Annotated in this window: 22 protein-coding genes; 11 read left to right on the forward strand and 11 right to left on the reverse strand. The window is 52.7% G+C overall.

Annotated elements, in window-relative coordinates; all coding sequences use genetic code 11:
• The first annotated feature begins 91 nt into the window (after positions 1-91).
• Complete coding sequence (locus tag ABVN44_RS12450; protein ID WP_023231515.1) at positions 92-1,270, forward strand: benzoate/H(+) symporter BenE family transporter; 1,179 nt, start codon at positions 92-94, stop codon at positions 1,268-1,270.
• A 53-nt stretch (positions 1,271-1,323) separates the two neighbouring features.
• Here ABVN44_RS12450 and ABVN44_RS12455 read toward each other — a convergent pair whose 3' ends face one another.
• From ABVN44_RS12455 to tehA, 3 genes are all read right to left on the reverse strand, one after another.
• The gene (locus ABVN44_RS12455; RefSeq protein ID WP_001259025.1) at positions 1,324-1,992 is read right to left on the reverse strand and encodes a DUF3313 domain-containing protein; all 669 of its coding nucleotides are present in this window, start codon (positions 1,990-1,992) and stop codon (positions 1,324-1,326) included.
• Between the two features lie 155 nt (positions 1,993-2,147).
• On the reverse strand, positions 2,148-2,744 hold the full coding sequence (gene tehB, locus ABVN44_RS12460) for a tellurite resistance methyltransferase TehB (RefSeq protein WP_000218280.1): 597 nt from the start codon (positions 2,742-2,744) through the stop codon (positions 2,148-2,150).
• On the reverse strand, positions 2,731-3,744 hold the full coding sequence (gene tehA / locus ABVN44_RS12465) for a dicarboxylate transporter/tellurite-resistance protein TehA (protein WP_001244002.1): 1,014 nt from the start codon (positions 3,742-3,744) through the stop codon (positions 2,731-2,733). Before tehA ends, tehB begins: the two co-directional genes overlap by 14 nt.
• Positions 3,745-3,850: 106 nt before the next feature.
• Between tehA and ydcK the strand changes: the two genes are divergently transcribed.
• On the forward strand, positions 3,851-4,831 hold the full coding sequence (gene ydcK / locus ABVN44_RS12470; RefSeq protein WP_023231512.1) for a YdcK family protein: 981 nt from the start codon (positions 3,851-3,853) through the stop codon (positions 4,829-4,831).
• On the opposite strand, the gene rimL is transcribed toward ydcK, so the two are convergent.
• Positions 4,828-5,367 carry a 50S ribosomal protein L7/L12-serine acetyltransferase gene (gene rimL / locus ABVN44_RS12475; protein ID WP_023206029.1) on the reverse strand — a complete coding sequence of 180 codons (540 nt, stop codon included), beginning with the start codon at positions 5,365-5,367 and terminating at the stop codon, positions 4,828-4,830. The genes ydcK and rimL overlap by 4 nt on opposite strands.
• Positions 5,368-5,583: 216 nt before the next feature.
• On the opposite strand from rimL, the gene ABVN44_RS12480 reads away from it, so the two are divergent.
• The 8 genes from ABVN44_RS12480 (at position 5,584) to aac(6') (ending at position 11,581) form a co-directional block, all read left to right on the forward strand.
• Positions 5,584-6,702, forward strand: coding sequence for a M42 family metallopeptidase (locus ABVN44_RS12480; RefSeq protein WP_023231511.1), 1,119 nt, complete (start codon positions 5,584-5,586; stop codon positions 6,700-6,702).
• Positions 6,699-6,980: a PTS sugar transporter subunit IIB SgcB gene (gene sgcB / locus ABVN44_RS12485; protein ID WP_000976132.1), complete on the forward strand. Its 282-nt coding sequence runs from the start codon at positions 6,699-6,701 to the stop codon at positions 6,978-6,980. Before ABVN44_RS12480 ends, sgcB begins: the two co-directional genes overlap by 4 nt.
• Positions 6,981-6,990: 10 nt before the next feature.
• The gene (gene sgcC / locus ABVN44_RS12490; RefSeq protein WP_052908350.1) at positions 6,991-8,304 is read left to right on the forward strand and encodes a PTS sugar transporter subunit IIC SgcC; all 1,314 of its coding nucleotides are present in this window, start codon (positions 6,991-6,993) and stop codon (positions 8,302-8,304) included.
• Between the two features lie 13 nt (positions 8,305-8,317).
• A complete protein-coding gene (gene sgcQ / locus ABVN44_RS12495; RefSeq protein ID WP_000118615.1) occupies positions 8,318-9,124 on the forward strand; it encodes a BtpA family protein SgcQ in 807 nt (268 codons plus the stop codon).
• A 131-nt stretch (positions 9,125-9,255) separates the two neighbouring features.
• Positions 9,256-9,693, forward strand: coding sequence for an SgcA family PTS sugar transporter subunit IIA (gene sgcA, locus ABVN44_RS12500; RefSeq protein ID WP_023232561.1), 438 nt, complete (start codon positions 9,256-9,258; stop codon positions 9,691-9,693).
• Positions 9,694-9,704: 11 nt separating this feature from the next.
• Positions 9,705-10,337, forward strand: a complete 633-nt coding sequence (locus ABVN44_RS12505; protein WP_024156955.1) for a ribulose-phosphate 3 epimerase family protein — start codon at positions 9,705-9,707, stop codon at positions 10,335-10,337.
• A 15-nt stretch (positions 10,338-10,352) separates the two neighbouring features.
• On the forward strand, positions 10,353-11,144 hold the full coding sequence (locus ABVN44_RS12510; protein WP_001670738.1) for a DeoR/GlpR family DNA-binding transcription regulator: 792 nt from the start codon (positions 10,353-10,355) through the stop codon (positions 11,142-11,144).
• Entirely contained in the window at positions 11,144-11,581 is a 438-nt protein-coding gene (gene aac(6') / locus ABVN44_RS12515) for a cryptic aminoglycoside N-acetyltransferase AAC(6')-Iy/Iaa (RefSeq protein ID WP_048348829.1), read from the forward strand. The genes ABVN44_RS12510 and aac(6') overlap by 1 nt, the downstream gene beginning before the upstream one ends.
• A 46-nt stretch (positions 11,582-11,627) precedes the next feature.
• Here the strand turns inward: aac(6') and ABVN44_RS12520 are convergent, their stop codons facing one another.
• From ABVN44_RS12520 to ABVN44_RS12540, 5 genes are all read right to left on the reverse strand, one after another.
• Positions 11,628-12,830 (reverse strand): lactate oxidase, encoded by a 1,203-nt coding sequence (locus ABVN44_RS12520; protein WP_023231521.1) that lies wholly within the window; start codon positions 12,828-12,830, stop codon positions 11,628-11,630.
• Positions 12,831-12,841: 11 nt separating this feature from the next.
• Positions 12,842-13,417 carry a YceI family protein gene (locus ABVN44_RS12525; protein ID WP_023231522.1) on the reverse strand — a complete coding sequence of 192 codons (576 nt, stop codon included), beginning with the start codon at positions 13,415-13,417 and terminating at the stop codon, positions 12,842-12,844.
• Positions 13,418-13,612: 195 nt separating this feature from the next.
• A complete protein-coding gene (locus ABVN44_RS12530; protein WP_023231523.1) occupies positions 13,613-15,268 on the reverse strand; it encodes a glucan biosynthesis protein D in 1,656 nt (551 codons plus the stop codon).
• A gap of 219 nt (positions 15,269-15,487) precedes the next feature.
• Entirely contained in the window at positions 15,488-16,996 is a 1,509-nt protein-coding gene (locus ABVN44_RS12535) for a carboxylesterase/lipase family protein (RefSeq protein WP_000933978.1), read from the reverse strand.
• 48 nt (positions 16,997-17,044) lie between these two features.
• Positions 17,045-18,388 carry a VOC family protein gene (locus ABVN44_RS12540; protein WP_023231524.1) on the reverse strand — a complete coding sequence of 448 codons (1,344 nt, stop codon included), beginning with the start codon at positions 18,386-18,388 and terminating at the stop codon, positions 17,045-17,047.
• A 292-nt stretch (positions 18,389-18,680) separates the two neighbouring features.
• Here ABVN44_RS12540 and ABVN44_RS12545 point away from each other — a divergent pair, with 292 nt between their 5' ends.
• Positions 18,681-19,604, forward strand: coding sequence for a LysR substrate-binding domain-containing protein (locus ABVN44_RS12545; RefSeq protein ID WP_000414259.1), 924 nt, complete (start codon positions 18,681-18,683; stop codon positions 19,602-19,604).
• Positions 19,605-19,664: 60 nt separating this feature from the next.
• Here ABVN44_RS12545 and ABVN44_RS12550 read toward each other — a convergent pair whose 3' ends face one another.
• Both ABVN44_RS12550 and ABVN44_RS12555 read right to left on the reverse strand, forming a co-directional pair.
• Positions 19,665-21,290, reverse strand: coding sequence for a methyl-accepting chemotaxis protein (locus ABVN44_RS12550; RefSeq protein ID WP_023231525.1), 1,626 nt, complete (start codon positions 21,288-21,290; stop codon positions 19,665-19,667).
• Positions 21,291-21,458: 168 nt separating this feature from the next.
• Positions 21,459-22,577 carry an S-(hydroxymethyl)glutathione dehydrogenase/class III alcohol dehydrogenase gene (locus tag ABVN44_RS12555; RefSeq protein WP_000842141.1) on the reverse strand — a complete coding sequence of 373 codons (1,119 nt, stop codon included), beginning with the start codon at positions 22,575-22,577 and terminating at the stop codon, positions 21,459-21,461.
• Between the last annotated feature and the right edge of the window lies 1 nt (position 22,578).

Consider the following 22,578-nt stretch of genomic DNA (forward strand, 5'->3'; position numbering starts at 1 on the left):
TTTCCCCCCCTGTAAGACCATAGCGTATCACTTGTACGCTATAACGCACAATGCTACATTGACTGACCGTTATAACGCACAAGAGGCGATCATGCGTCTGTTATCACTGCCGTTACCTACTGTATTATCTGGTCTGGTCGCCGTTCTGGTCGGCTATGCGAGTTCCGCCGCCATTATCTGGCAGGCGGCGCTTGCCGCTGGCGCAACACCCGCAGAGATCGCCGGCTGGATGACCGCCCTCGGTATAGCCATGGGCATAAGCACACTAACGTTAACCTTGTGGTATCGTGCGCCGGTTTTAACCGCCTGGTCAACGCCTGGCGCCGCCCTGTTGGTGACAGGGCTTCAGGGATTATCGTTGCCAGATGCCGTGGGCATATTCATTGTCGCCAATGCCCTGATTGTGCTGTGCGGTGTCACGGGATTGTTTGCGCGTTTGATGCGGATAATCCCCCATTCTCTTGCCGCTGCAATGCTGGCGGGAATACTGCTACGCTTCGGCCTGCAGGCGTTCGGGACGCTCAATGGAGAATTTGTCATGTGCGGCGGTATGCTATTGGCGTGGCTACTCTTTAAAGTATTCGCGCCCCGCTATGCCGTTATTGCTGCCATGGTGATGGGAATAACGGTGGCGCTCATCCAGGGTAAGGTGGCGATGAGCGGTATTCATTTCGCGCCGGTGTGGCCCACCTTCGTTTCCCCCCACTTTTCATTCGCTCAAAGCCTGAGCGTCGCGGTGCCGCTCTTCCTGGTGACGATGGCATCGCAAAACGCCCCCGGCGTCGCCACAATGAAGGCATCTGGCTACCAGCTTCCTGTCTCTCCGTTAATGATTTTTACCGGATTGCTGGCGCTGCTGCTTTCGCCATTTGGCGTTTATTCTATCTGCATTGCCGCCATTACGGCCGCCATTTGTCAAAGCCCGGACGCGCACCCCGATCCAACGCGTCGCTGGTTAGCGGCCGCCGCCGCAGGCGTTTTTTATTTACTTGCCGGGTGGTTTGGCGGTTCGATAACCGCGCTGATGGTCGCCCTGCCGGTTAGCTGGGTGCAAATGCTGGCTGGTCTGGCACTGTTAAGTACGATTAGCGGTAGCCTGTATCAGGCGCTTACTCACGAAAGTGAGCGTGACGCGGCAGTTATCGCATTTCTCGTCACCGCCAGCGGGCTAACGCTGATGGGCATCGGATCGGCATTCTGGGGGTTGATCGCTGGTGGGATAGGCTACGCAGTATTAACGAGAACGCGCCGCCCATCGTTGTCTGGCTGATGGTGACCGCTAATCTGCCGGGGTTTGCGCCATCTTGCGATGGCGCCGCAGAATTATTTTTTGTTAACGTCAAACATAGAGGTATCCGTCGCCATATCATCCACGACCTGTTTCAACGTCTCAAACGCCATTGGCGTACTGGAATTGCTCAGGTCTTTACCTTCACCCTGACGTACTACCTTGACGACCGGCTTGTTGGTCGCGGCATCTATCAGCTCACCCTCAAAATAGAGGTGGGTATCCATGGTCCGGTGGCCTGTCGCCATTTGCGTGCCCGCCACAATCAGCGCTACAGGGATTACCTCATAGAATTGCAGCCCTTCTTTGCTGGTATCCACGCCCGTAATCGCCCCGCGGAAAATCAAACTGCGCGGCCCTGGCGTCGTGACCAGCGGTTTGCGCTGTTCAATTGCTGATTTTACTTTAGTGTTCGTATAAGCCAGCAGTTTATCAAGAACTTGCTGCCCGACCTGGGTCGTTGGTTTGGGGACGGGATAGTATGTTATCGGATTGTAAACAATACTGTCATAGTTAGAGTCATTGAAATGTGGATCTACCCAGCGCAACACCGGTTTTCCCGTGGCGGAGGTAGTTTCCTGCAGGTCCGAATAATTTTTTAAGAATCCAGAATACTTATCCGGCTGTGTGACTTTGGACGCACAGCCGGATAACGCCAGCAAGCCAGTAAGCACTGCAACTTTAAATAAAGTATGAGTACGCATGAAACGATCCCTTTAGTCTTCGCAATGATGCAAAGGAAATAATAGCAAAACGAAATCATTCTGGATGCACTAAAAATGGTAACGACAGCACAATTTGAACGCGGCGCCCGACAAAAAAATGCCGAACGCTGCGAGACTTACAGAACTTGCATCGCTCAGGCCGTTTTTCTCGCCAGCATCGTAGCAAAGCGCAGTTTGATACGGTTGCCGTTTTCGTCCGTGCGGTGAAGCTCGCCGACATCTTCGTTGTATTTCAGCATGTCCCATCCTTCGTAATAGCGGCGTAATTCGCCTTCTTTAAAAGCGAACGGGAATCCCACCGTACAGGGAAAGTCCGGCGTATCCATTGCCGCAACAATCAAATTATACCCGCCGGGTTTTGTGCAGCGTTGCATATTGGCAATTAAACCGGGAATGGTTTGCGCCTCAAGAAACATCATAACCACCGTCGAGAGAATAAAATCGTACTCGCCGTCAAAGGTCAATGTATTCAGATCGACAAGGTCGGTTTGCAGATTATCCAGCCCTTCTGCCGCTTTAATACGCTCAAGGTTAGCCATACTGGCCGGATTTTTATCCCACGCGGTAACGTCATAACCGTTCGCGGCCAGATACAGACTATTGCGGCCATTGCCACATCCCAAATCCAGCGTTCGGCCCGGCGCGACAACCTTTGCCGCCGCCAGCACATCCGAATGCGTGCGGGTTAATCCGTATTTCTCAGTAAAATAATTTTCGTCACGAACGGTCATTTTTTTCCTCCGTTTTCAACAGTGCAGCGCGCTCAGTGCGAATAAGCAACGTCCCCTGCACCAGCAATAGAAATGTACGAACCAGCAATAAGGCGATAATAGCGTTAGTGAAAATAAACAGCGGGACGGCCAGAATATGGAAAAGCCCTGATTCACTACCGTGACCAAGATGTAACCCCGTGGTCGCCAGCGCGGAAACGCCGAACGAAAAACTCCAGAAGGAAGCATTAAACGGTTGTGATAAATACCAGGGCATTAATCGCAGCATAAATAAAAGTTGTAACAGACCGTAGCCGAATAGCATTTTCGCCAGCGTGTCGCCCTCCCCGCCATTGACGCTCAGCCAGGCGCTACAGGCGACCAGCGCGGGCGCCAGTTGGATACCCAGCGACGTACGCAGCACCGCCGGTAATTCGCCGCAGCTACGCAGTCGCTGCAAAATAACCGGCTCCAGACTTAACCACGAAAAGACGCCTGCGCCTAAAAACACCAGTCCGGCATCATTGTAACCGAGCGCTCCACAGGCCATAGCGCTGATAAAATTATTCGCTACCGTGGGCAGATAAAGTCCTGGGGTTGTCGCTTCTTCCGGATGCGCTCCGCGCCAAAGTCCCGCCGTCTGCCAGGCGGCATACGCCAGTTGTATGACGACCCCCACGCTGAATAGCGCAACGGCCAACGGGCGATACCAGGGAACGAAACCGATCGCGACCAGCATCGTGGTGGCGGGAAACAGGCTGACAAAACTGCTCATTACCGGATGTCGCACTTCAGCCATCACGCTATGGGGAAAGCGCACCAGACGGCTAAGGAACGCCAGGGTCAAGAGTGCCCAAATAATCATCGCCAGGATCACCATGATGTCGCCGGGCCAGTGGCTTATCCCCCATATCTGGCTGGCATAACGCCAGGCGAATCCCATACCGATAGTGCCAAGGACGATGCCAAAATAGCCCGCAGGCAGATTGAGCACGCGATCGCTCTGCTTGTGATTACGCATTTTGTTTAATTTATAAAGTATATTTGAAATGCATTTTATGGAATTTCTGGTTGTTTCGCCAGTACCTTTGCTACGGTTATCTTAATCGTTCACACGGAATTTCCCTATGACCAAATATCGACTGAGTGAAGAACCTCGTGCTTTTACTTATCAGGTAGACGGTGAGAAGAAAAGCGTCTTATTACGACAAGTTATTGCCGTAACGGATTTTAACGATGTTAAAGCCGGAACCTCCGGCGGCTGGGTTGATGCCGATAATGTGCTGTCACAACAGGGGAATTGCTGGATTTATGATGAAAACGCGATGGCCTTTGCGGGCACGGAAATTACGGGTAACGCGCGTATCACGCAGCCGTGCACGCTCTACAATAACGTGCGAATAGGCGATAACGTCTGGATTGATCGCGCTGATATCAGCGATGGCGCGCGGATAAGTGACAACGTCACCATTCAGTCCTCTTCCGTGCGCGGAGAGTGTGCGATTTATGGTGATGCCCGCGTGTTAAACCAGTCAGAAATTCTCGCCGTTCAGGGACTAACGCATGAACATGCGCAGATTTTACAAATTTACGATCGCGCCACCGTGAACCATTCGCGGATTGTCCATCAGGTACAGCTTTATGGCGACGCCACTATCACACACGCTTTTATTGAGCACCGGGCGGAGGTCTTTGATTTCGCGCTCATCGAAGGCAACAAAGACAATAATGTCTGGATCTGTGACTGCGCCAAAGTCTATGGCCATGCGCGGGTTATCGCCGGCACAGAGGAAGATGCGATCCCTACCCTTCGCTACAGCTCACAGGTAGCGGAACATGCGTTAATCGAAGGCAACTGTGTGTTAAAACATCATGTGCTGGTAGGCGGACATGCTGAGGTACGCGGAGGCCCGATTTTACTGGACGACCGCGTGCTGATTGAAGGCCATGCCTGTATACAGGGCGAAATTCTGATTGAGCACCAGGTCGAGATTAGCGGACGGGCGGCGGTGATAGCCTTTGACGGCAATACTATTCACCTGCGCGGCCCAAAAGTGATCAATGGCGAGGATCGTATTACGCGTACCCCCTTAGTCGGTTCCCTTTAATCCGCATCAATAATGCGGGCATACATATTAACGTCGTGATAGTCGCCGTTAAGATACTCCGCCTGCTTCATACAGCCTTCCAGCGTAAAATGGTTGCGCCGTGCGACTGCGTTACTGGCCTGATTATCAACGCGGCATTTAATGACGAAGCGCCGAATATCGCCGCGCCGGGCATAATGTGTCATCAGCGCCTGTAATGATTGCGACATTATCCCTTGTCCCTGGAGGGACTCATCCAGCCAGTAACCGATATAGGCGGCTTTGTTTATCGGTTCGATGGCATTAAATGAGAGTACGCCCGCCATCTCATTCTGGCAGAAAATCAGGTACATTTTGGCGTAACCACGCTGGTGCAACAGCATATTACCCTGCACATGCTTACGCGTTTCCTCCTGCGACGTGACATATTGCGGCCAGTCGAGCGACTGTTGTAGCCACGCTTTGTTTTTGAGTACCAGTTGGTGCAGCGCCGGAACATGACTTTCATCTGCCGCTTGTAGTTCCAGCGTCGTGCTAACAGGAATAATTTCCACCATCGCGTTGCCCTTCTTCGTTGTTGGTCGTAATCACATAAATAGCCTGGTTTACCGATAACCCGCAGGTGATATGAGCGTTTTTATTGTATCGCCATCACATTATTTTTTATTGGCCATATTTAGCGTATTTCCGCGTGACACATTTCACACTTATCCAACCATTCTCCGCCTATAAAACGCTCAACGACTGATTGTTTTATCACCACGGAGACGCCAATGACCTTTTCTGTGCAGGAAACGCTTTTTTCTTTACTGCGGCTAAACGGGATTTCAGGACATGAAAGCAGTATTGCAAACGTTATGCAGCACGCGTTTGAACAGCAGGCCAAAGACGTCTGGCGGGATCGCTTAGGCAATGTCGTCGCCCGTTATGGCAGCGATAAACCCGACGCGCTTCGCCTGATGATTTTTGCGCATATGGATGAAGTCGGTTTTATGGTACGCAAGATCGAACCCTCCGGTTTTTTACGTTTTGAACGCGTGGGCGGCCCGGCGCAAATTACTATGCCCGGTTCGGTTGTGACGCTTGCCGGACGTTCAGGCGATATCATGGGCTGTATCGGTATTAAAGCATATCACTTCGCGAAGGGTGACGAGCGCACCCAGCCACCCGCTCTCGATAAACTCTGGATTGATATCGGCGCAAAAGATAAAGCGGATGCCGAACGAATGGGTATTCAGGTGGGGACGCCAGTAACCCTTTACAACCCGCCGCACTGTCTGGGCAACGACCTGGTGTGCAGTAAGGCGCTGGATGACAGGCTGGGGTGTACGGCGCTACTGGGCGTCGCCGAGGCCCTCGCCTCCACACCGCTCGATATCGCGGTATTCCTGGTCGCGTCGGTACAGGAAGAGTTCAATATTCGCGGTATTGTTCCCGTTTTACGACGCGTGCGCCCCGACCTGGCGATTGGTATTGATATCACCCCCTCCTGCGACACGCCTGACCTGCAGGATTACTCTGATGTGCGGGTCAACCACGGCGTCGGCATCACCTGTCTGAACTATCACGGACGCGGTACGTTGGCGGGACTGATTACGCCGCCGCGTTTGCTGCGGATGCTGGAGACCACCGCGCACGAAAATAATATTCCCGTACAGCGAGAAGTCGCGCCAGGCGTCATCACCGAAACCGGCTACATTCAGGTTGAACTGGACGGTATTCCCTGCGCCAGTCTTTCTATTCCCTGCCGCTATACCCACTCGCCAGCCGAAGTCGCCAGCCTGCGCGACCTGGCTGATTGTATCCGTTTACTGACTGCGCTGGCCAATATGTCGCCAGAACAGTTTCCCATTGAGCCTGAAACAGGCGCTACACAAGAGGCACGACCATGATGAAGAAGATCCTTGTGGCATGTGGTACCGGCATGTCGACATCAACCATGATTGCACAAAAACTGCAGGACTTTCTTGCGGAGCAAGGCATTGCGGCAACCACGGCGCAATGTTGTCTGAATGAGATCCCGTTGAACTGTAACGGTATGGATCTCATCGTAACGTCCATGCGTACGCACAGTGACTATGGCATCCCGACGCTCAATGGCGCCGCCCTGCTGACAGGCATCAACGACGACGCATTAAAACAAGAAATCAAGGCGCTGTTAACACAATAAAGGGGGCATTATGTTTGATTACATCCTGTCTCTCGGCGGCACCGTTTTTATGCCCATCATTATGATTATCATCGGCTTAATCTTTCGTATTCCCTGGCTACAGGCGGTGAAAGCCGGGGTGACGGTCGGCATCGGTTTTGTCGGCATGGGGTTGGTGATCGTCATGGCGATCGACAGTCTCAGTCCGCCGATTAAAGTGATGATTGAGCGTTTTGGCCTGACGCTGCATGTGTTTGACGTCGGCGCCGGGCCCGCATCCGGCGTCGGCTATGCGACGGCCATCGGCGCGATGATCATTCCCGTTATCTTTCTGCTCAACGTCGGTATGCTGGTGACTCGTCTGACCAAAACCATGAACGTTGATATTTATAACTACTGGCACTACGCCATTACCGGAACGGTCGTCCAGTTGATGACCGGCAGTCTGATTTATGGCGTACTGGGCGCGATTTGCCACGCCGCCTTGTCGTTGAAAATGGCCGACTGGACGGCGAAACGGGTACAGAACATTGTGGGTCTGGAAGGGATTTCTATTCCGCAAGGGTATGGCTCCAGTTCCGTGCCGTTGTTCGTATTACTGGATGCGATATACGAAAAAATACCGTTTATGAAAGGACGCAATATTGACGCTCAGGAGATCCAAAAACGGTATGGGATGGTCGGCGACCCGGTGATCATTGGCGTTGTTCTCGGGCTGATCTTCGGACTTGCCGCAGGCGAAGGCTTTAAAGGGTGCGCAACCTTAATGATTACCGTAGCGGCGATTATGGTGCTGTTTCCGCGCATGATTCGCCTTATCGTTGAGGGGTTAATGCCCATTTCCGACGGCGCGCGTAAGTTCTTCCAGAAACACTTTAAAGGGCGCGAAGTCTTTATCGGTCTGGATACCGCAGTGACGTTAGGCCACCCGACCACCATCGCGGTTGGGCTGCTGTTAATTCCCATCATGTTAATTCTGGCGAGCATACTGCCGGGCAATAAAGTCCTGCCGCTGGCTGATTTACCGGTCGCGCCATTTTTTATCTGCATGGCCACGGTTATTCATCGCGGCGATCTGATTCGTACTCTGCTCAGCGGCATCATTGTCATGATTACCGTTTTGCTGATCGCCACCCAGTTCGCACCGTACTTTACCGATATGGCGCTCAAAGGCGGCTTTAGCTTCGCCGCTGAAAACGCGCAAATTACCGCGCTGTCGGTGGGAAATATGTTTGGCTGGTCAATATCTGAATTGATGTCGCTGGGCATGATTGGCGTGGTTATTGTGGTCGGCATTGTCGCCAGCATCATACTTGTCTTACGTAAACGTGAACTACCGGAATAAGGAGCAACCCAGAATGAGTTGGCTAAAAGAGGTAATAGGAACAGAAAAAGCCGTTATCGCCATGTGCCATTTACGGGCGTTGCCGGGCGATCCCGGGTTCGATACCAGGAAAGGCATGAACTGGGTAATTGACCGCGCCCATGACGATTTAATGGCGCTACAAAATGGCGGCGTGGATGCGGTGATGTTCTCCAACGAATTTAGTCTGCCTTATTTAACGAAAGTCAGACCGGAAACGACCGCCGCGATGGCAAGAATCATCGGTCAGTTAATGAGTGAAATCCGCGTACCGTTTGGGGTAAACGTGTTGTGGGACCCTGTGGCCTCGTTTGATTTGGCGATGGCGACCGACGCAAAATTTATTCGCGAAATTTTCACCGGCGCTTACGCCAGCGATTTTGGCGTCTGGGATACGAATGTTGGCGAAACCATTCGCCATCAGCATCGCATCGGCGCAGGCCACGTGAAAACGCTGTTTAACATCGTGCCGGAAGCGGCGGTGTATCTGGGAAACCGCGATGTCTGTTCAATTGCGAAATCGACCGTATTTAACAATAACCCCGATGCCCTGTGCGTCTCGGGGCTGACGGCGGGCGCCCGCACGGATAGCGCCATACTGAAGCGGGTAAAAGAGACCGTTCCCGACACGGTCGTGCTGGCGAATACCGGGGTGTGTCTGGAAAACGTCGAGGAGCAGCTCTGCATTGCCGACGGATGCGTAACGGCAACCACGTTTAAAAAAGACGGCGTCTTCGCCAACTTTGTCGACCAGGCGCGCGTGGCGAAGTTTATGGAGAAAGTACGCCATATCCGACAATAAAATGGGGATAAGCAAAACGCTTATCCCCTGCAGAGAGCGATAACTCTTCTGCCGATCTCCGTCGCCTTCGCCAAAAGACACGCCGGGGATCGGTTTCAGAGTAACCCGAACCGGCAAGGAGTCAACGATCGATGATTAATGATGTTAAGTGGGTTCAGGCGCAACGCCATGCCAGCGACTGGCGACACGCGCTGGATATCGCCGTTCGTCCGCTGATTACCTTCGGCGCGGCGGCCCCCTGCTACCTGGACGGTATTATTAAGAACACCCTTAAATGGGGGCCATATTATCTTATCGCGCCGGGGATTGCGCTGCCCCATGCCAGACCGGAGCAAGGCGCTAACCATAATCAAATCAGCGTCACTACGTTAGCAACGCCGGTCGCTTTCGGCAATGCGGATTGCGATCCCATCTGGCTGTTGCTTTGCGCCAGCGCCACGGATGCCGAAGCACATATTCGCACCATTCAACGCATCAGCCAGTGGCTCGACTCGCCGGAAAGCGTCGCGATGCTGCAAGATGCGCCAAATGACGCCGCGCTTTTCGCGCAATTAACCGCATTGCGCTGATGGAGGTTTCGATGATCCTGCACCCTTCACTGGCCTCCGCCGATCCGCTGCGCTATGCCGAGGCGTTGACCGCTTTACACGATGCGCCCCTCGGCTCGTTGCATCTGGATATCGAAGATACCAGTTTCATCAACAATATTACCTTCGGTATGAAAACCATTCAGGCAGTCGCACAATACACTCGCCATCCGCTCTCATTGCACCTGATGGTCTCATCACCGCAACGCTGGCTACCCTGGCTTGCAGCTATCCGCCCCGGCTGGATTTTCATTCATGCCGAAAGCGTGCAAAACCCCTCGGAGATTCTGGCGGATATTCGCGCTATCGGGGCGAAAGCAGGACTGGCGCTTAACCCGGCAACGCCGCTATTGCCTTATCGTTATCTGGCATTGCAACTGGATGCGCTGATGATCATGACCAGCGAACCCGACGGGCGCGGACAGCAATTTATCGCCGCGATGTGTGAAAAAGTGAGCCAGAGCAGAGAGCATTTCCCTGCTGCGGAATGCTGGGCGGACGGCGGTATTACACTTCGCGCCGCACGGCTGCTTGCCGCCGCAGGCGCACAGCATCTGGTGATTGGCCGGGCGTTGTTCACGACGGCGAACTATGATGTGACGTTGTCACAATTCACCGCGCTATAAAGGAGTCATATGCTGATGAGCCAACAGCGCCCCGACCGTATCAAACAGATGTTGCATTACCTTTGGCAACACAGGCACCTCTCAACACAACAAGCTATTGAGCTTTTTGGCTATGCAGAGGCAACCGTGCGCCGGGATTTTCACTATATTGCCAGCCGTTATCCCGGTATGGTTCGCGGCCATGGTTGTATTGACTTCGACGACAGTACGGAAGATAAAGAATATGTTTTCGACGTTAAGCGAACGTTACAAAGTGAGGCGAAACGCGAAATCGCCGCCCTCGCCCGCACGTTCATCAAGGATGGAGACTGCTTTTTTCTCGACTCCGGCTCCACCTGTCTGGAACTGGCAAAATGTCTGGTTGACGCCAAAGTAAAAGTCATTTGCAATGACATCAAAATCGCTAATGAACTGGGTGGCTTCCCACACGTAGAGAGCTACATTATCGGCGGACTGATCCGCCCCGGCTACTTTTCGGTGGGCGAGAGTCTGGCGCTGGAGATGATTAACGCCTTTGCCGTTGAACGCGCCTTTATCTCCTGCGATGCGCTGTCGATAGAAACGGGTATCACCAACGCTACCATGTTTGAAGTGGGCGTTAAAACGCGCATTATTCAGCGCTCACGCGAGGTCATATTGATGGCCGATCACTCAAAGTTTGATACTGTAGAACCCCATGCGGTGGCGACGCTGTCCTGTATTACTACCATTCTTAGCGACAGTGCGCTCCCGTCTGCTATCGCCCGACGTTATCAGCAAGCGGGATGCCGTCTCATCATGTCAGACCCCTCATCAGGAGCGCGTTAATGGACATCAGGCAAATGAACAAAACCAATCTGGAGCACTGGCGCGGATTGCGAAAACAGCTCTGGCCTGGTCACCCGGATGACGCCCATCTGGCGGACGGCGAAGAAATTCTGCAAACCGATCATCTGGCATCATTTATTGCGATGGCAGACGGGGTGGCGATTGGCTTTGCGGATGCCTCAATCCGCCACGATTATGTCAATGGCTGTGACAATTCGCCCGTGGTTTTCCTTGAAGGTATTTTTGTTCTCCCCTCATTCCGTCAACGCGGCGTAGCGAAACAATTGATTGCAGCGGTGCAACGATGGGGAACGAATAAAGGGTGTCGGGAAATGGCCTCTGATACCTCGCCGGAAAATACAATTTCCCAGAAAGTTCACCAGGCGTTAGGATTTGAGGAAACAGAGCGCGTCATTTTCTACCGGAAGCGTTGTTGAGGGAAATCATACAGGAAAAGGTCGGGTATAGTACCCGACCTTTATATTACTGGGGCAGATCTTTTTCAGTTAACAAGCGTGTCGTTTTCACTTGTTCAATATTTCTGGCGCCACCCAACATCATGTTAATTGTCAGCTCTTTGTTTAGCTGTTCAATCACTGATGCCACACCCTGAGCGCCGCCAAGATTAAGACCGTATAATACAGGCCGGCCAACCGCCACAATATCCGCCCCGCTGGCTAACGCTTTGAATACGTGCGAACCACGGCGTACTCCACTGTCAAAAATAACAGGCACTCGCTTGTTGACGACTTTTGCAATCGCAGGAAGCATATCGAATGAGGACGGCCCGCTGTCTAATTGACGGCCACCATGGTTAGAAACCCATATCCCTGCGGCCCCGGCCTGGATAGCAATTTCAGCATCCTCCGGCGACTGAATGCCTTTTACGATAACCGGCAGACCGGAAATACGATGTACATAGGCAATACCCTCCGGCGTAAAGGCTTGTTTAGCCTGCGCGTAAATTTCACTTATCCCTGCCCCTTTGCCGGTTTTTGAACCATCGTCATTTTTTCTGGCGAACATTTCCAGGTTTGCAAAGCCCAACGGGAACTGGAAGTTATTTTTAATATCTTCTTCCCGATAACCACCGACAGGCGAATCTACGGTCAGAATAATCGCTTTAGCGCCATGCTTTACCGCTTGTGCAAGAATAAATTCGTTAAATTGATTATTCTTACTCATATAAAGCTGGAAGAAGAACGGATTTTTCCCGGAAACGTTAGCCACCTCTTCGATGGTCTTGTTGCCATAAGTGCTCAACGAGAAAATCGAACCGACCTGCGCCATGCCTTTCGCCGTTGCCAACTCTCCGGAGGCGTGGGCCAGGCCCTGTGCTGCCATCGGTGCCTGGATTATAGGCGTTTTAAGCGGAATACCCAGTAGCTGCGTTGATAAATCGATCTCTTTTAACTCAATGCCCTGTAATACGCGCGGCATAATATATTTTTTGTCAAAGCTTTCGGTGTTGCTGCGAAGGTTATTCTCATCTTCGGCTCCACCGCGAATATAACCAAATGCCCCTTTCTCCATTCTGGCTTGAACGCGCGCTTCCAGAGAGGCTACGTTCGTCATTTTTATTGCTTTTTCGTCCGTGCTGGCTTTGTACTCTTCTGCATAAGCCAGGCCTGACGTTGCCAACATCGCCAGCGAGGCTACTACCCGAATGAGGTGATGAGTTTTCATCATTATTCCTTTTATTGCTTAACCGCTTCTGCCTGGATTTTTATATCGACAACTTTCGTCATCCCCATATCGACCAGATAATCTATCCCCCACTGGGTGCGATCTATTTGCGTGACAAAATCACCACCGCAAACCTGCGCCTTGAATATCGGGCTCATATAACAGCCAAACTTGGTGGTGGTTAAGGTGACGGGCTTAGTTATTCCCTTCATTGTTAACAAACCGTCAATAGAAACTGGTTTATTATCTTCAAAATGCCATTTTGTCGATTTAAATACTATTTCTGGATATTTTTCCGCATCCAGAATATCGCTACTGCGAATATGGTTATCAAACGCATCCACCCCAGTATTTAAGGCGCTCACGGGAATCGTCACGCGCATCTCTGCGACTTGCTTTTCCGGCTGATATTTCAGTTCGCCGCTAATAGCATAAAACCCGCCATGATTGGTTGAGGTCTGGAAATGATCGATATTAAATACCGCATTGGTATGCGTATTATCAAATTTATATACATCTGCATGAGCAGCACTTAATAAACCCAGAGACAGGACAGCACCAAGAAAATTCTTTTTCATTATATTCACTTTATATCTTAAATAAGGTGAAGTTATCTTAATGTTCCCTGTCCGCAGGATCGAGAGGGATAAACAGGAAGGACTGTTGCAAAAATAGAACGATGAAAAGGCCGTGTCACAAAAACAGCAGCTCACGAATGAGTTTATGCCAGGGCAATTTCCGCAAACTGTACCGCCTTTGTGGCGGTACAGAAGGCAAACTGACTAACGCATGATACGATCGTCAACATAACGGCGCTTATCCGGCGCGGGCGGGAAATACTGATACAGCCAGGTTTCGCTGATAGCCTCCCCCTGGCAGCGCAGGAACATACGCATATCCACCGGTGCCGTAGAATCCGAGGTCGGATACCAGTCAAACTGGATACGATAACCGTCGAAAGGCTCTACGTAGAGGATCTCAATCTGCTTCGCCTCACCGCTGGAGAGCGTAATTACCGGCTCAATGCCTTTTGGCGCGGCCGCTTTCAGATCGCCGCCGACAAAATCAATAGCAAAACGGCGCGCCCATTTATCCGGGTAATGCTCGCCCGGCGCCCAACCTTCGGGAAAGCCGCCCATCCCTGTACGGGTCGCCATGACCCGCGCAAGCGGGGATTGTACCGGCGGCTGCGCGCTCCAGTACAAACGATAATTGAACGCCAGCGTATCCCCGGCTTTGATCGCTTTTTCCGGCTGCCAGAAACAGACCACATTATCCAGAGTTTCACCAGTGGTTGGGATCTCCATCAGGCTAACCGCGCCTTTCCCCCACTTACTGCGCGGCTCCACCCACAGGCTCGGACGTTTGTTGTACCAGCCCATCACATCCTGATAATGCGAGAAATCGCGATCGAGTTGCAGCAGGCCGAACCCTTTTGGGTTATCGTCCATATATGCATTGAACTGCAATTTCTGCGGATTATTCAGCGGGCGGCAAATCCACTCGCCGTTACCCCGCCACATCGCCAGCCGATCGGAGTCGTGAATTTGCGGGTGAATGGTGTCGCATACCCGACGTTCATTATTCCCACAGCTAAACATACTGGTCATCGGCGCAATGCCAAGTTGCTTTATATCTTTACGGGCGTAGAGATGGTTTTCTACATCCATGATCACCTGCGTTTTTTCGCAATGGATCACAAATTTATACGCGCCCGTCACGCTAGCGCTGTCCAACAGAGCGTAAACGGTAAACGTAGTATCGCCCGGCTTCGCGGTGTCAAACCAGAAGGCGGTGAAGTCAGGGAACTCTTCCTGACCGTCAGTATAGGTATCTATCGCCAGCCCGCGAGCCGACAGGCCATACTGATAAGTATCATCTACCGCCCGGAAATAACTGGCGCCCAGGAAGGAGACAACATCGCGCCGCGCCAGTTCCGGCGCTTTAAAGACACGGAAACCGGCGAAACCGAGATCGCTCTGCCCTTCCAGTTGCGTCGTGTCGACGCCGGCATCGTTGTATTTAAACAGTTCCGGGCGAAAATGGATCTCGCGAGCAAGATGCGTCGTCGTATCAACGGAAAACATGCGTACGCGTCGACGAAAACCCATCCCTACGTGGAAAAACTGAATATCGAGCTGCCGGTTGGCAACGCTGTTCCAGAGTGAATGCGCCGCGTCATACTGAATGCTGTTATAGGCCTGCGGCGTCAGATTGGCGAGCGTATCCGGCAAGGGTCCCGGCGCGCCGCCCCAGGGCTTTTTCGCTAACGCCTGGGCCATTGATTGCAGACCAGCAAAATCAAAACGGACAATTTTACCATCCGCAATATCGGATTCCGCGGCAAACGCCGCCTGAGAAAAGAGTGAAGCAATACCGCTGGAACCGCACACGGCGGCCATTGCCATTGAACCTTTAATAAATCGTCTACGATTCATACCTGAAAATGAGTCCTTCTGGTCTTGTGAATGGTCCCGCGCTGGTTTTTTCAGCAGCAAGAATGTGCCCGTTTCTGACCGCTCACTCTAGACAAAATTCATTAATAATCCAATTGTTGGTCGCCTGGAAACTGTGCAAAAGCGTAAATATTTTATGTCGATAAGAACCGACCTAATCGGATGTAAACCTCACGCAGCATTCTTCAGGTTATGAAAAGTTTATTCCAGACTAACGTGATGTTTCATGACTCGTTTAAACAGCGCCAGACGCGCACGCATAAAGCGGTTTTCCACTTTAAAACCGGCAAGTTTGTTCAGCCCAATCCGCAACAGACGATCTCGCCCCCGAATGCTGGCGGGCCAGCGAACCGGGCCGTGCAGCACGTCGCGCGTGCGGCTGGCATGACGAGCGAAATTCACCCAGTAATCCGCCACCTGCGAGGCAAAGGCCAGGTCATTCTCATTCACATAATGGCATGTGGGCTCAGCCCGCGTTAACGTATCGAATACATACGGTATTTCATTGCCATGACAGGCGCCATTCGCGTAGGTGTTATGCTCCGCCTCGGCGACATAATCAAACCAGTAACGCCAGCACGGTTCGCCGATCCGCTGCTGCGCTTGCATGACGACATAACCCAACGTGGTAAATACCATATCCCGACAGACCTGCCGCCCTAGCGCTTCGTCGCCTTTCACTCCAGGATAAAGCAGCCGGATTAACCCCAGGCCAACACGCCGCTCACGGCGCATTTTTTGAATTTGACCGGCAATATCGACGCCAAAAACGGCCAATACGCTGGCTTCATCGCTATTCGAGCCGATCATCACCGGTATTGGATGCTGTTTCGCCGCAAAGAAGGTTTCCAGCATTGGATGCGGCAGCACGACGTCGCCGGAAATCGGCGTCGGCGCAATTTTAAAAGGCGCGTCCAGCGGCCAAAACGTCTCTGCCGGTAAAGCGCGTAGCTGTTCGGCAGTGGCATGGGCTAAACCAAGATGTTCCGCCAGCGCAACGCCTTTTTTTAGCGCCACCTCGCGGGGCGTATCCGGCAGCGTATAACCACTCTGAATAATCGCTTTATGAAAAAGCCCCTTCGCCAACGGCGAAGCCATCAACGACAGCACGCTGCGGGCGCCGGCGGATTCGCCAAATAACGTCACATTCTGCGTATCGCCGCCAAACGCGGCAATATTGTCCTGCACCCAGCGCAGCGCAGCGATTTGATCGAGTAAAGCAAAATTATGAATACACTCCGCCTCTTCGCCTTCCAGCGCCGGATGCGCGAAAAAGCCCAGATGGCCAAGCCGATAATTGACCGTCACCACGATCGCGCCGCGCTTCGCCAGCGCTTGACCGTCATAGGGCGGCAAACTCCCCGCGCCAATGGTGTAACCGCCGCCGTGTAGCCAGACCATGACCGGCAACGGTTCATGACGCACGGCGGGAGCCCAGACGTTCAGATAGAGACAGTCTTCGGAAAAATTTCCCGGATCACCGCCGCCGAGTTCACGACACCAGGTAATATCCTGCCAACTGGCGCAGGAGAAACAATCCGCCTGGCGCACATCCTGCCAGGGCGTAACAGGCTGCGGCGCACGCCAGCGTAGCTCCCCTGTTGGCGGCGCGGCATAAGGTATACCGCGCCAGATATGGATTTCTTCCTGTACGACGCCCACGATTTTACCGTGACGCGTCGCCACCAGCGGGATGGAGGGATTCAACATAACGCCTTCCTTTTACAGTATTCTCACAGCCTGTGAAGCTTACCGCTTTTAAAGCAGACCGCAACGGCGTTTACTGCGTTCTTCCGCTTCCTGATATAACGAAAATTCATCCCGTACAGCACATCCCAGCGCCTGTTCAAAGGCGTCGCGGCTGGCATTGCCGTGGCTTCTGGCCAGCGTTTCATTTCCCAAATTCGACTGAAAAATGCCGGCTGCGCTGACCGGAAGAAAATCTTCATAGGTAATCGGCTGCGCGATCACCCAACCGCGCTCAATAAGCGGCTGCGGATCGTCGCCAGGATGGATCGCCTGACGATGCGCCTCGCCGGAAGGCGTTAAGCGATAGCGGAACCAGGCAAGCCCCTGCTGGCGAAGCAGAAATTCGCTATCCGGAAAGGCGTTAAAGACCTCCCGCAAATGGAGTTGATGCGTGAAGTTATCCTTACCCGTTCCCGCCTTGTGCAACAGTTCGTCATATAATCGACGACCTTTTGGCGTCAGCGCGACGCCACGTTGCTCAATTTCGCCGAAGCGCGCCGTGTGCGTACCCTGCTTTTCATCAACGAAGAGCACCTGCTCTTCCAGGGCTTTGAAACTGGTTTGCCGCAACAGAATAGGCACTTCGCGGCGAGGCGGACCTTCGATAAGAATTTTAGGCGTAATGCCGCACTCCGGCATCATGGCCTGTACCCGGTCGATATCCAGAGTACGCGGCGTCAGATGGTTAATGTGACATCCCGGGAAACAGACCACGTCGGCAATTAAACGATGCTCACGATGCAGGCTGCGGTACGTTTCTTCATCAACGGTAGCCTGACTATGCCAGCGAAAAGTCTCCAGCGTTTCACGGACGAACTCTTCGGCCTGAGCAGCACTAAAACCGCCCTGCTCGTCGTACTCATCCAGCAATTGTCGGCAGCGCGATGTAAAAATATCCCGCTGCGATAAGATTTCCGCCGCCCGCTGGCGTAATGCCGCGTTTTCAATGAGCTCCAGGCGTAATAGCGAAGTGAACATGCGAAAGGGATTACGCGAGAGCGAAGCCTCGTCAATGGGACGAAATGCCGTGGAGTGCACAGGCACGCCCGCCTGAGAGAGATCGTAATAACTTACTGGGTACATCCCCATGATGGCGAATATCCGACGCAAGGTAGAAAGTTCTTCTGCGGTGCCAACACGAATGGCGCCATGTCGTTCCACGTTCAATCGCGCCAGTTCATCGGCATTAGCCAACTGCTCATGCAGTTTGGGATTATTTTCCAGCACCGCCAGATTCACGTCAGCCACAAGTTCCAGTAACGTACCGTACTGCGGAACTTCCTGCTGGTACATTGCCGACATTGCCTGCGAAAAGTGTTCCCGAATCTCATCTGCCGTGATGGTGTTCGCCATAATGTCATGCCTCCAGTGAATGTTACCTGGAGTGTAGAAAACCTCATCCATTCCGGGGAGAAGAATTTATAAAGTGTGATCCGGTCTGAATTCATTATGCAGAACGGATTGACATGAGCTGGCATATCCCCGACCAGATCGCGGCTTAACACGCTTAACGGCAGTTGAATCATCAGTAAAATAAAACAGTTGTAACTTGAAATGGTAAAATGTTAATAATATTTTGCTATCAGGTTATCAAAAACAAACAACTTTACTTGTCACCCGCACGGCTCTGTTTTTAACATCGCTTATGGAAAAAAATGGTCTGTTTAGTCAGCGCATTCGGTTGCGCCACCTTCATACATTTGTCGCCGTTGCGCAACAGGGAACTCTGGGGCGCGCGGCTGAAACCCTTAACCTGAGCCAGCCAGCGCTTTCTAAAACGCTGAACGAACTGGAACAACTCACCGGAACCCGTCTGTTCGAACGCGGGCGACTGGGCGCGCAATTAACGGTTCCTGGCGAACAATTTTTGACTCATGCGGTAAAAGTATTAGATGCATTGAATACCGCCGGGCAGGCGCTGAATCGCAAAGAGGACGCCAGCGCCGATGTGGTGCGTGTTGGCGCGCTCCCCACCGCTGCGCTGGGTATACTCCCGGCGGCTATTGGGCGGTTCCATCAACAGCAAAAATCGACCTCGTTACAGGTCGCGACCATGAACAATACGATGTTGCTTGCAGGTCTGAAATCAGGCGAGATCGATCTGGGTATTGGCCGCATGTCAGACCCGGAATTAATGGGCGGTTTAAATTACGAACTGCTGTTTTTAGAATCGCTTAAATTAGTGGTACGCCCCGGTCATCCCCTGTTACAGGAGACGATCACGCTCAGTCGGGTTATGGAGTGGCCGGTAGTCGTCTCGCCAAAAGGCACGGTACCGCGCCAGAATGCGGAAGCCCTGTTGCAAAGCCAGGGGTGTAAAATGCCTGCCGGATGTATCGAAACGCTATCCGCATCGTTATCACGACAACTGACCGTAGATTACGATTACGTCTGGTTCGTCCCCTCTGGCGCGGTTAAAGAAGATCTTCGCCAGGCGACGCTGGTCTCATTACCCGTGCCGACCCAGAGCGCAGGCGAACCGATAGGTATTCTTACGCGAGTTGATATCCCGCTCTCAACCGGGGCGCAAATGCTGATTGCGGCGATCCGTAAATCGATGCCGCTGTGATAGCGGCTGTCGGAGAATAAACGCGCCCGCGGCTAAAATTGCCCGCTGGCGCGACGCTTACTAAAGGAAGGATGATCGCATCGTCGCGCCAGTATCCTGTAAATGAAACGCATCAACGGCTTGCGTCAAGCGGGCGGCCTGTTCTTCAAGCGAAGCCGCCGCCGCGGACGCCTCTTCGACCAGCGACGCGTTTTGTTGCGTAACCTTGTCCATCTCAGAAATCGCCTGACTGACCTGAACAATACCGCGACTTTGCTCATCAGAGGCTGCCGCGATGTCGAGCATAATATCGGTGACGCGTTTGACGGCATCCACAATCTCATTCATGGTGCTCCCCGCAGCGATAACCTCTTCAGATCCTTGTTCAATCAGGCTGACCGATGCGCCGATCAAGCCTTCAATCTCTTTTGCCGCCTGCGCGCTGCGACTGGCGAGGGTACGAACCTCACTGGCGACCACCGCAAAACCGCGTCCTTGTTCCCCGGCGCGTGCCGCCTCGACCGCCGCGTTTAGCGCCAGGATGTTGGTCTGGAAAGCGATACTGTTAATGACGGCGGTAATTTCCGAGATTTTTTTCGAGCTGGTGGAAATATTCCCCATCGTTTGTACGACCCCGGAAACCATCTGGCCTCCGCGACTGGCTTTACCGGAAGCATCTTCCGCTAGTTTGCTGGCGTGATGCGCATTATCCGCATTCTGTTTAACGGTTGCCGTCAACTGTTCCATACTGGCCGCAGTTTGTTCAATGGCGGCAGCCTGCTGTTCAGTACGAGAAGATAAATCCGTATTACCAGCAGTAATTTCGCTGGTGCCTCGATAAATTTCCTCCGCCCCCTGACGCACCGCCCCTACCGTTTGTTGCAACGCATGCTGCATCTGCTGAAGATGATGACTCAAGCGACCAATTTCACTGCGTCCTGTGGGCTCGTCAGCCATGGTCAGATCGCCCGCCGCAATGCGTTCGATACGTGACGCAGACTGCTGCAAGGGTCGTATCACCGTGCGACGCAGCGCCATGAAGGTCATTAACGTCAATACCAGCGCCAGCGTAAATGCGCCAATCATAAACATCATACCGAGCCGGGTACGTTGGTAAGCCTGCTCGCTAAGTAGTCTCGCCCGCTCGGTGCGCAGTTCAATCGCTTTCAACAGGACATGGTTATATGCGGCATCCAGTTGTTTTGCCTGCTCGTTTTCATGATTAATGATCGCTTCGAACATGCCATTTTTGGCAAATTTCAGCATCGGTTGCAGGCCGTTGATATAGGCGGTGTAGCGGGCGTTTAACTCGTTATCCAATGCGTCATCGGCGGGTGTTTTCACCGCTCTGGACATATAAGCGTTAAAGCCGTCCTGAGACTGCTTGATCCGCGTTTCCGCAGCGGCAATATTGGCTTTCATTTCACCCATTTCAGCAATCCGGCTCGCCGCGCCAGCGTGGATCATATTGATACGTGCGGTACGTAAGTGGTTAGCGCTGTTGGATAATCCCATCCGTACCTGAATCTCGTCCGTGACATCACGCTGATCGCGATCGGCCTGTAACAGAAAATAGCCTGCCAGCCCGGCGCTCAAAGCAAAAAGAAGAAGGATGCCACCGAGAATGGAGGAAAACAGCGGAACCAGCCGAATATGATGCAGGAAGCCCAGTTTATGCGAGGCTTGCATCGAGAATGTGTTGCCCATGACCGTCGACTCTCTTGTAAGTTTTATGCGTAAAACACGCCCGTTAGATAGTCATCGGCACTTCGTGACGTTTGCTTACCGCGAAAAGCATCGCCTTCGTCACATTTTCACAACATTCATTCCAGAAAATTCAGAAAAGCGCCAGCGGAAAATCCGCTGGCGGATGAATCAGTTATCGCCAAAGTGGATAACAGTACGGATGGATTTACCCTGATGCATCAGTTCAAAGGCATCGTTAATCTGCTCCAGCGGCAGGCGGTGAGTAATAAAAGGATCTAAACGGATTTTACCGTTCATCGCATCTTCTACCATCCCTGGCAGCTGCGTGCGCCCTTTCACGCCGCCAAAGGCGGAGCCACGCCAGACGCGACCGGTCACTAGCTGGAAGGGACGGGTTTTGATTTCCTGCCCTGCTCCCGCTACGCCAATAATAATGCTTTCGCCCCAGCCTTTATGACAACATTCCAGCGCTGCTCGCATCACGTTAACGTTGCCGATACATTCAAAACTGAAATCTACGCCGCCATCAGTAAGCTCAACAATAACGTCCTGGATCGGTTTGTCGTAATCATTCGGATTAATAAAGTCCGTGGCCCCCATTTCGCCCGCCAGCGTAAATTTTTCCGGATTCGTGTCGACAGCTAAAATACGCCCGGCTTTAGCCTGAACCGCGCCCTGAATAACCGCCAGCCCAATACCGCCTAAACCAAAAACGGCAACGGTGTCGCCCGCTTTCACTTTAGCGGTGTTATGGACGGCGCCAATACCCGTCGTCACGCCGCAGCCCAACAGACACACTTTATCCAGCGGCGCCTGCGGGTTCACTTTCGCCAGAGAAATTTCCGCGCAAACAGTATATTCGCTGAACGTGCTGGTTCCCATATAGTGATAAACGGGTTCGCCGTTATAAGAAAAGCGGGTAGTGCCATCCGGCATCAGCCCTTTTCCCTGAGTGGCGCGTACGGCCTGACAAAGGTTAGTTTTACCGGACTTACAGAACTTACACTCGCCGCATTCCGCCGTATACAGTGGAATAACATGGTCGCCGGGTTTCAGGCTGGTTACCCCCTCGCCGACCTCGACTACCACGCCGCCGCCTTCGTGCCCCAGGACTGCCGGGAATACGCCTTCCGGATCATCGCCGGAAAGAGTAAATGCATCGGTATGACAAACGCCGGTATGGGTGATTTTGACCAGAACTTCGCCTTTTTTCGGCGGGGCAACGTCAATCTCGACAATTTTTAGCGGCTGACCGGGACCAAAAGCAACTGCTGCACGTGATTTCATA

This window comes from Salmonella sp. SJTUF15570, assembly GCF_043357055.1.
Classification (GTDB): Bacteria; Pseudomonadota; Gammaproteobacteria; order Enterobacterales; family Enterobacteriaceae; genus Salmonella; species Salmonella enterica.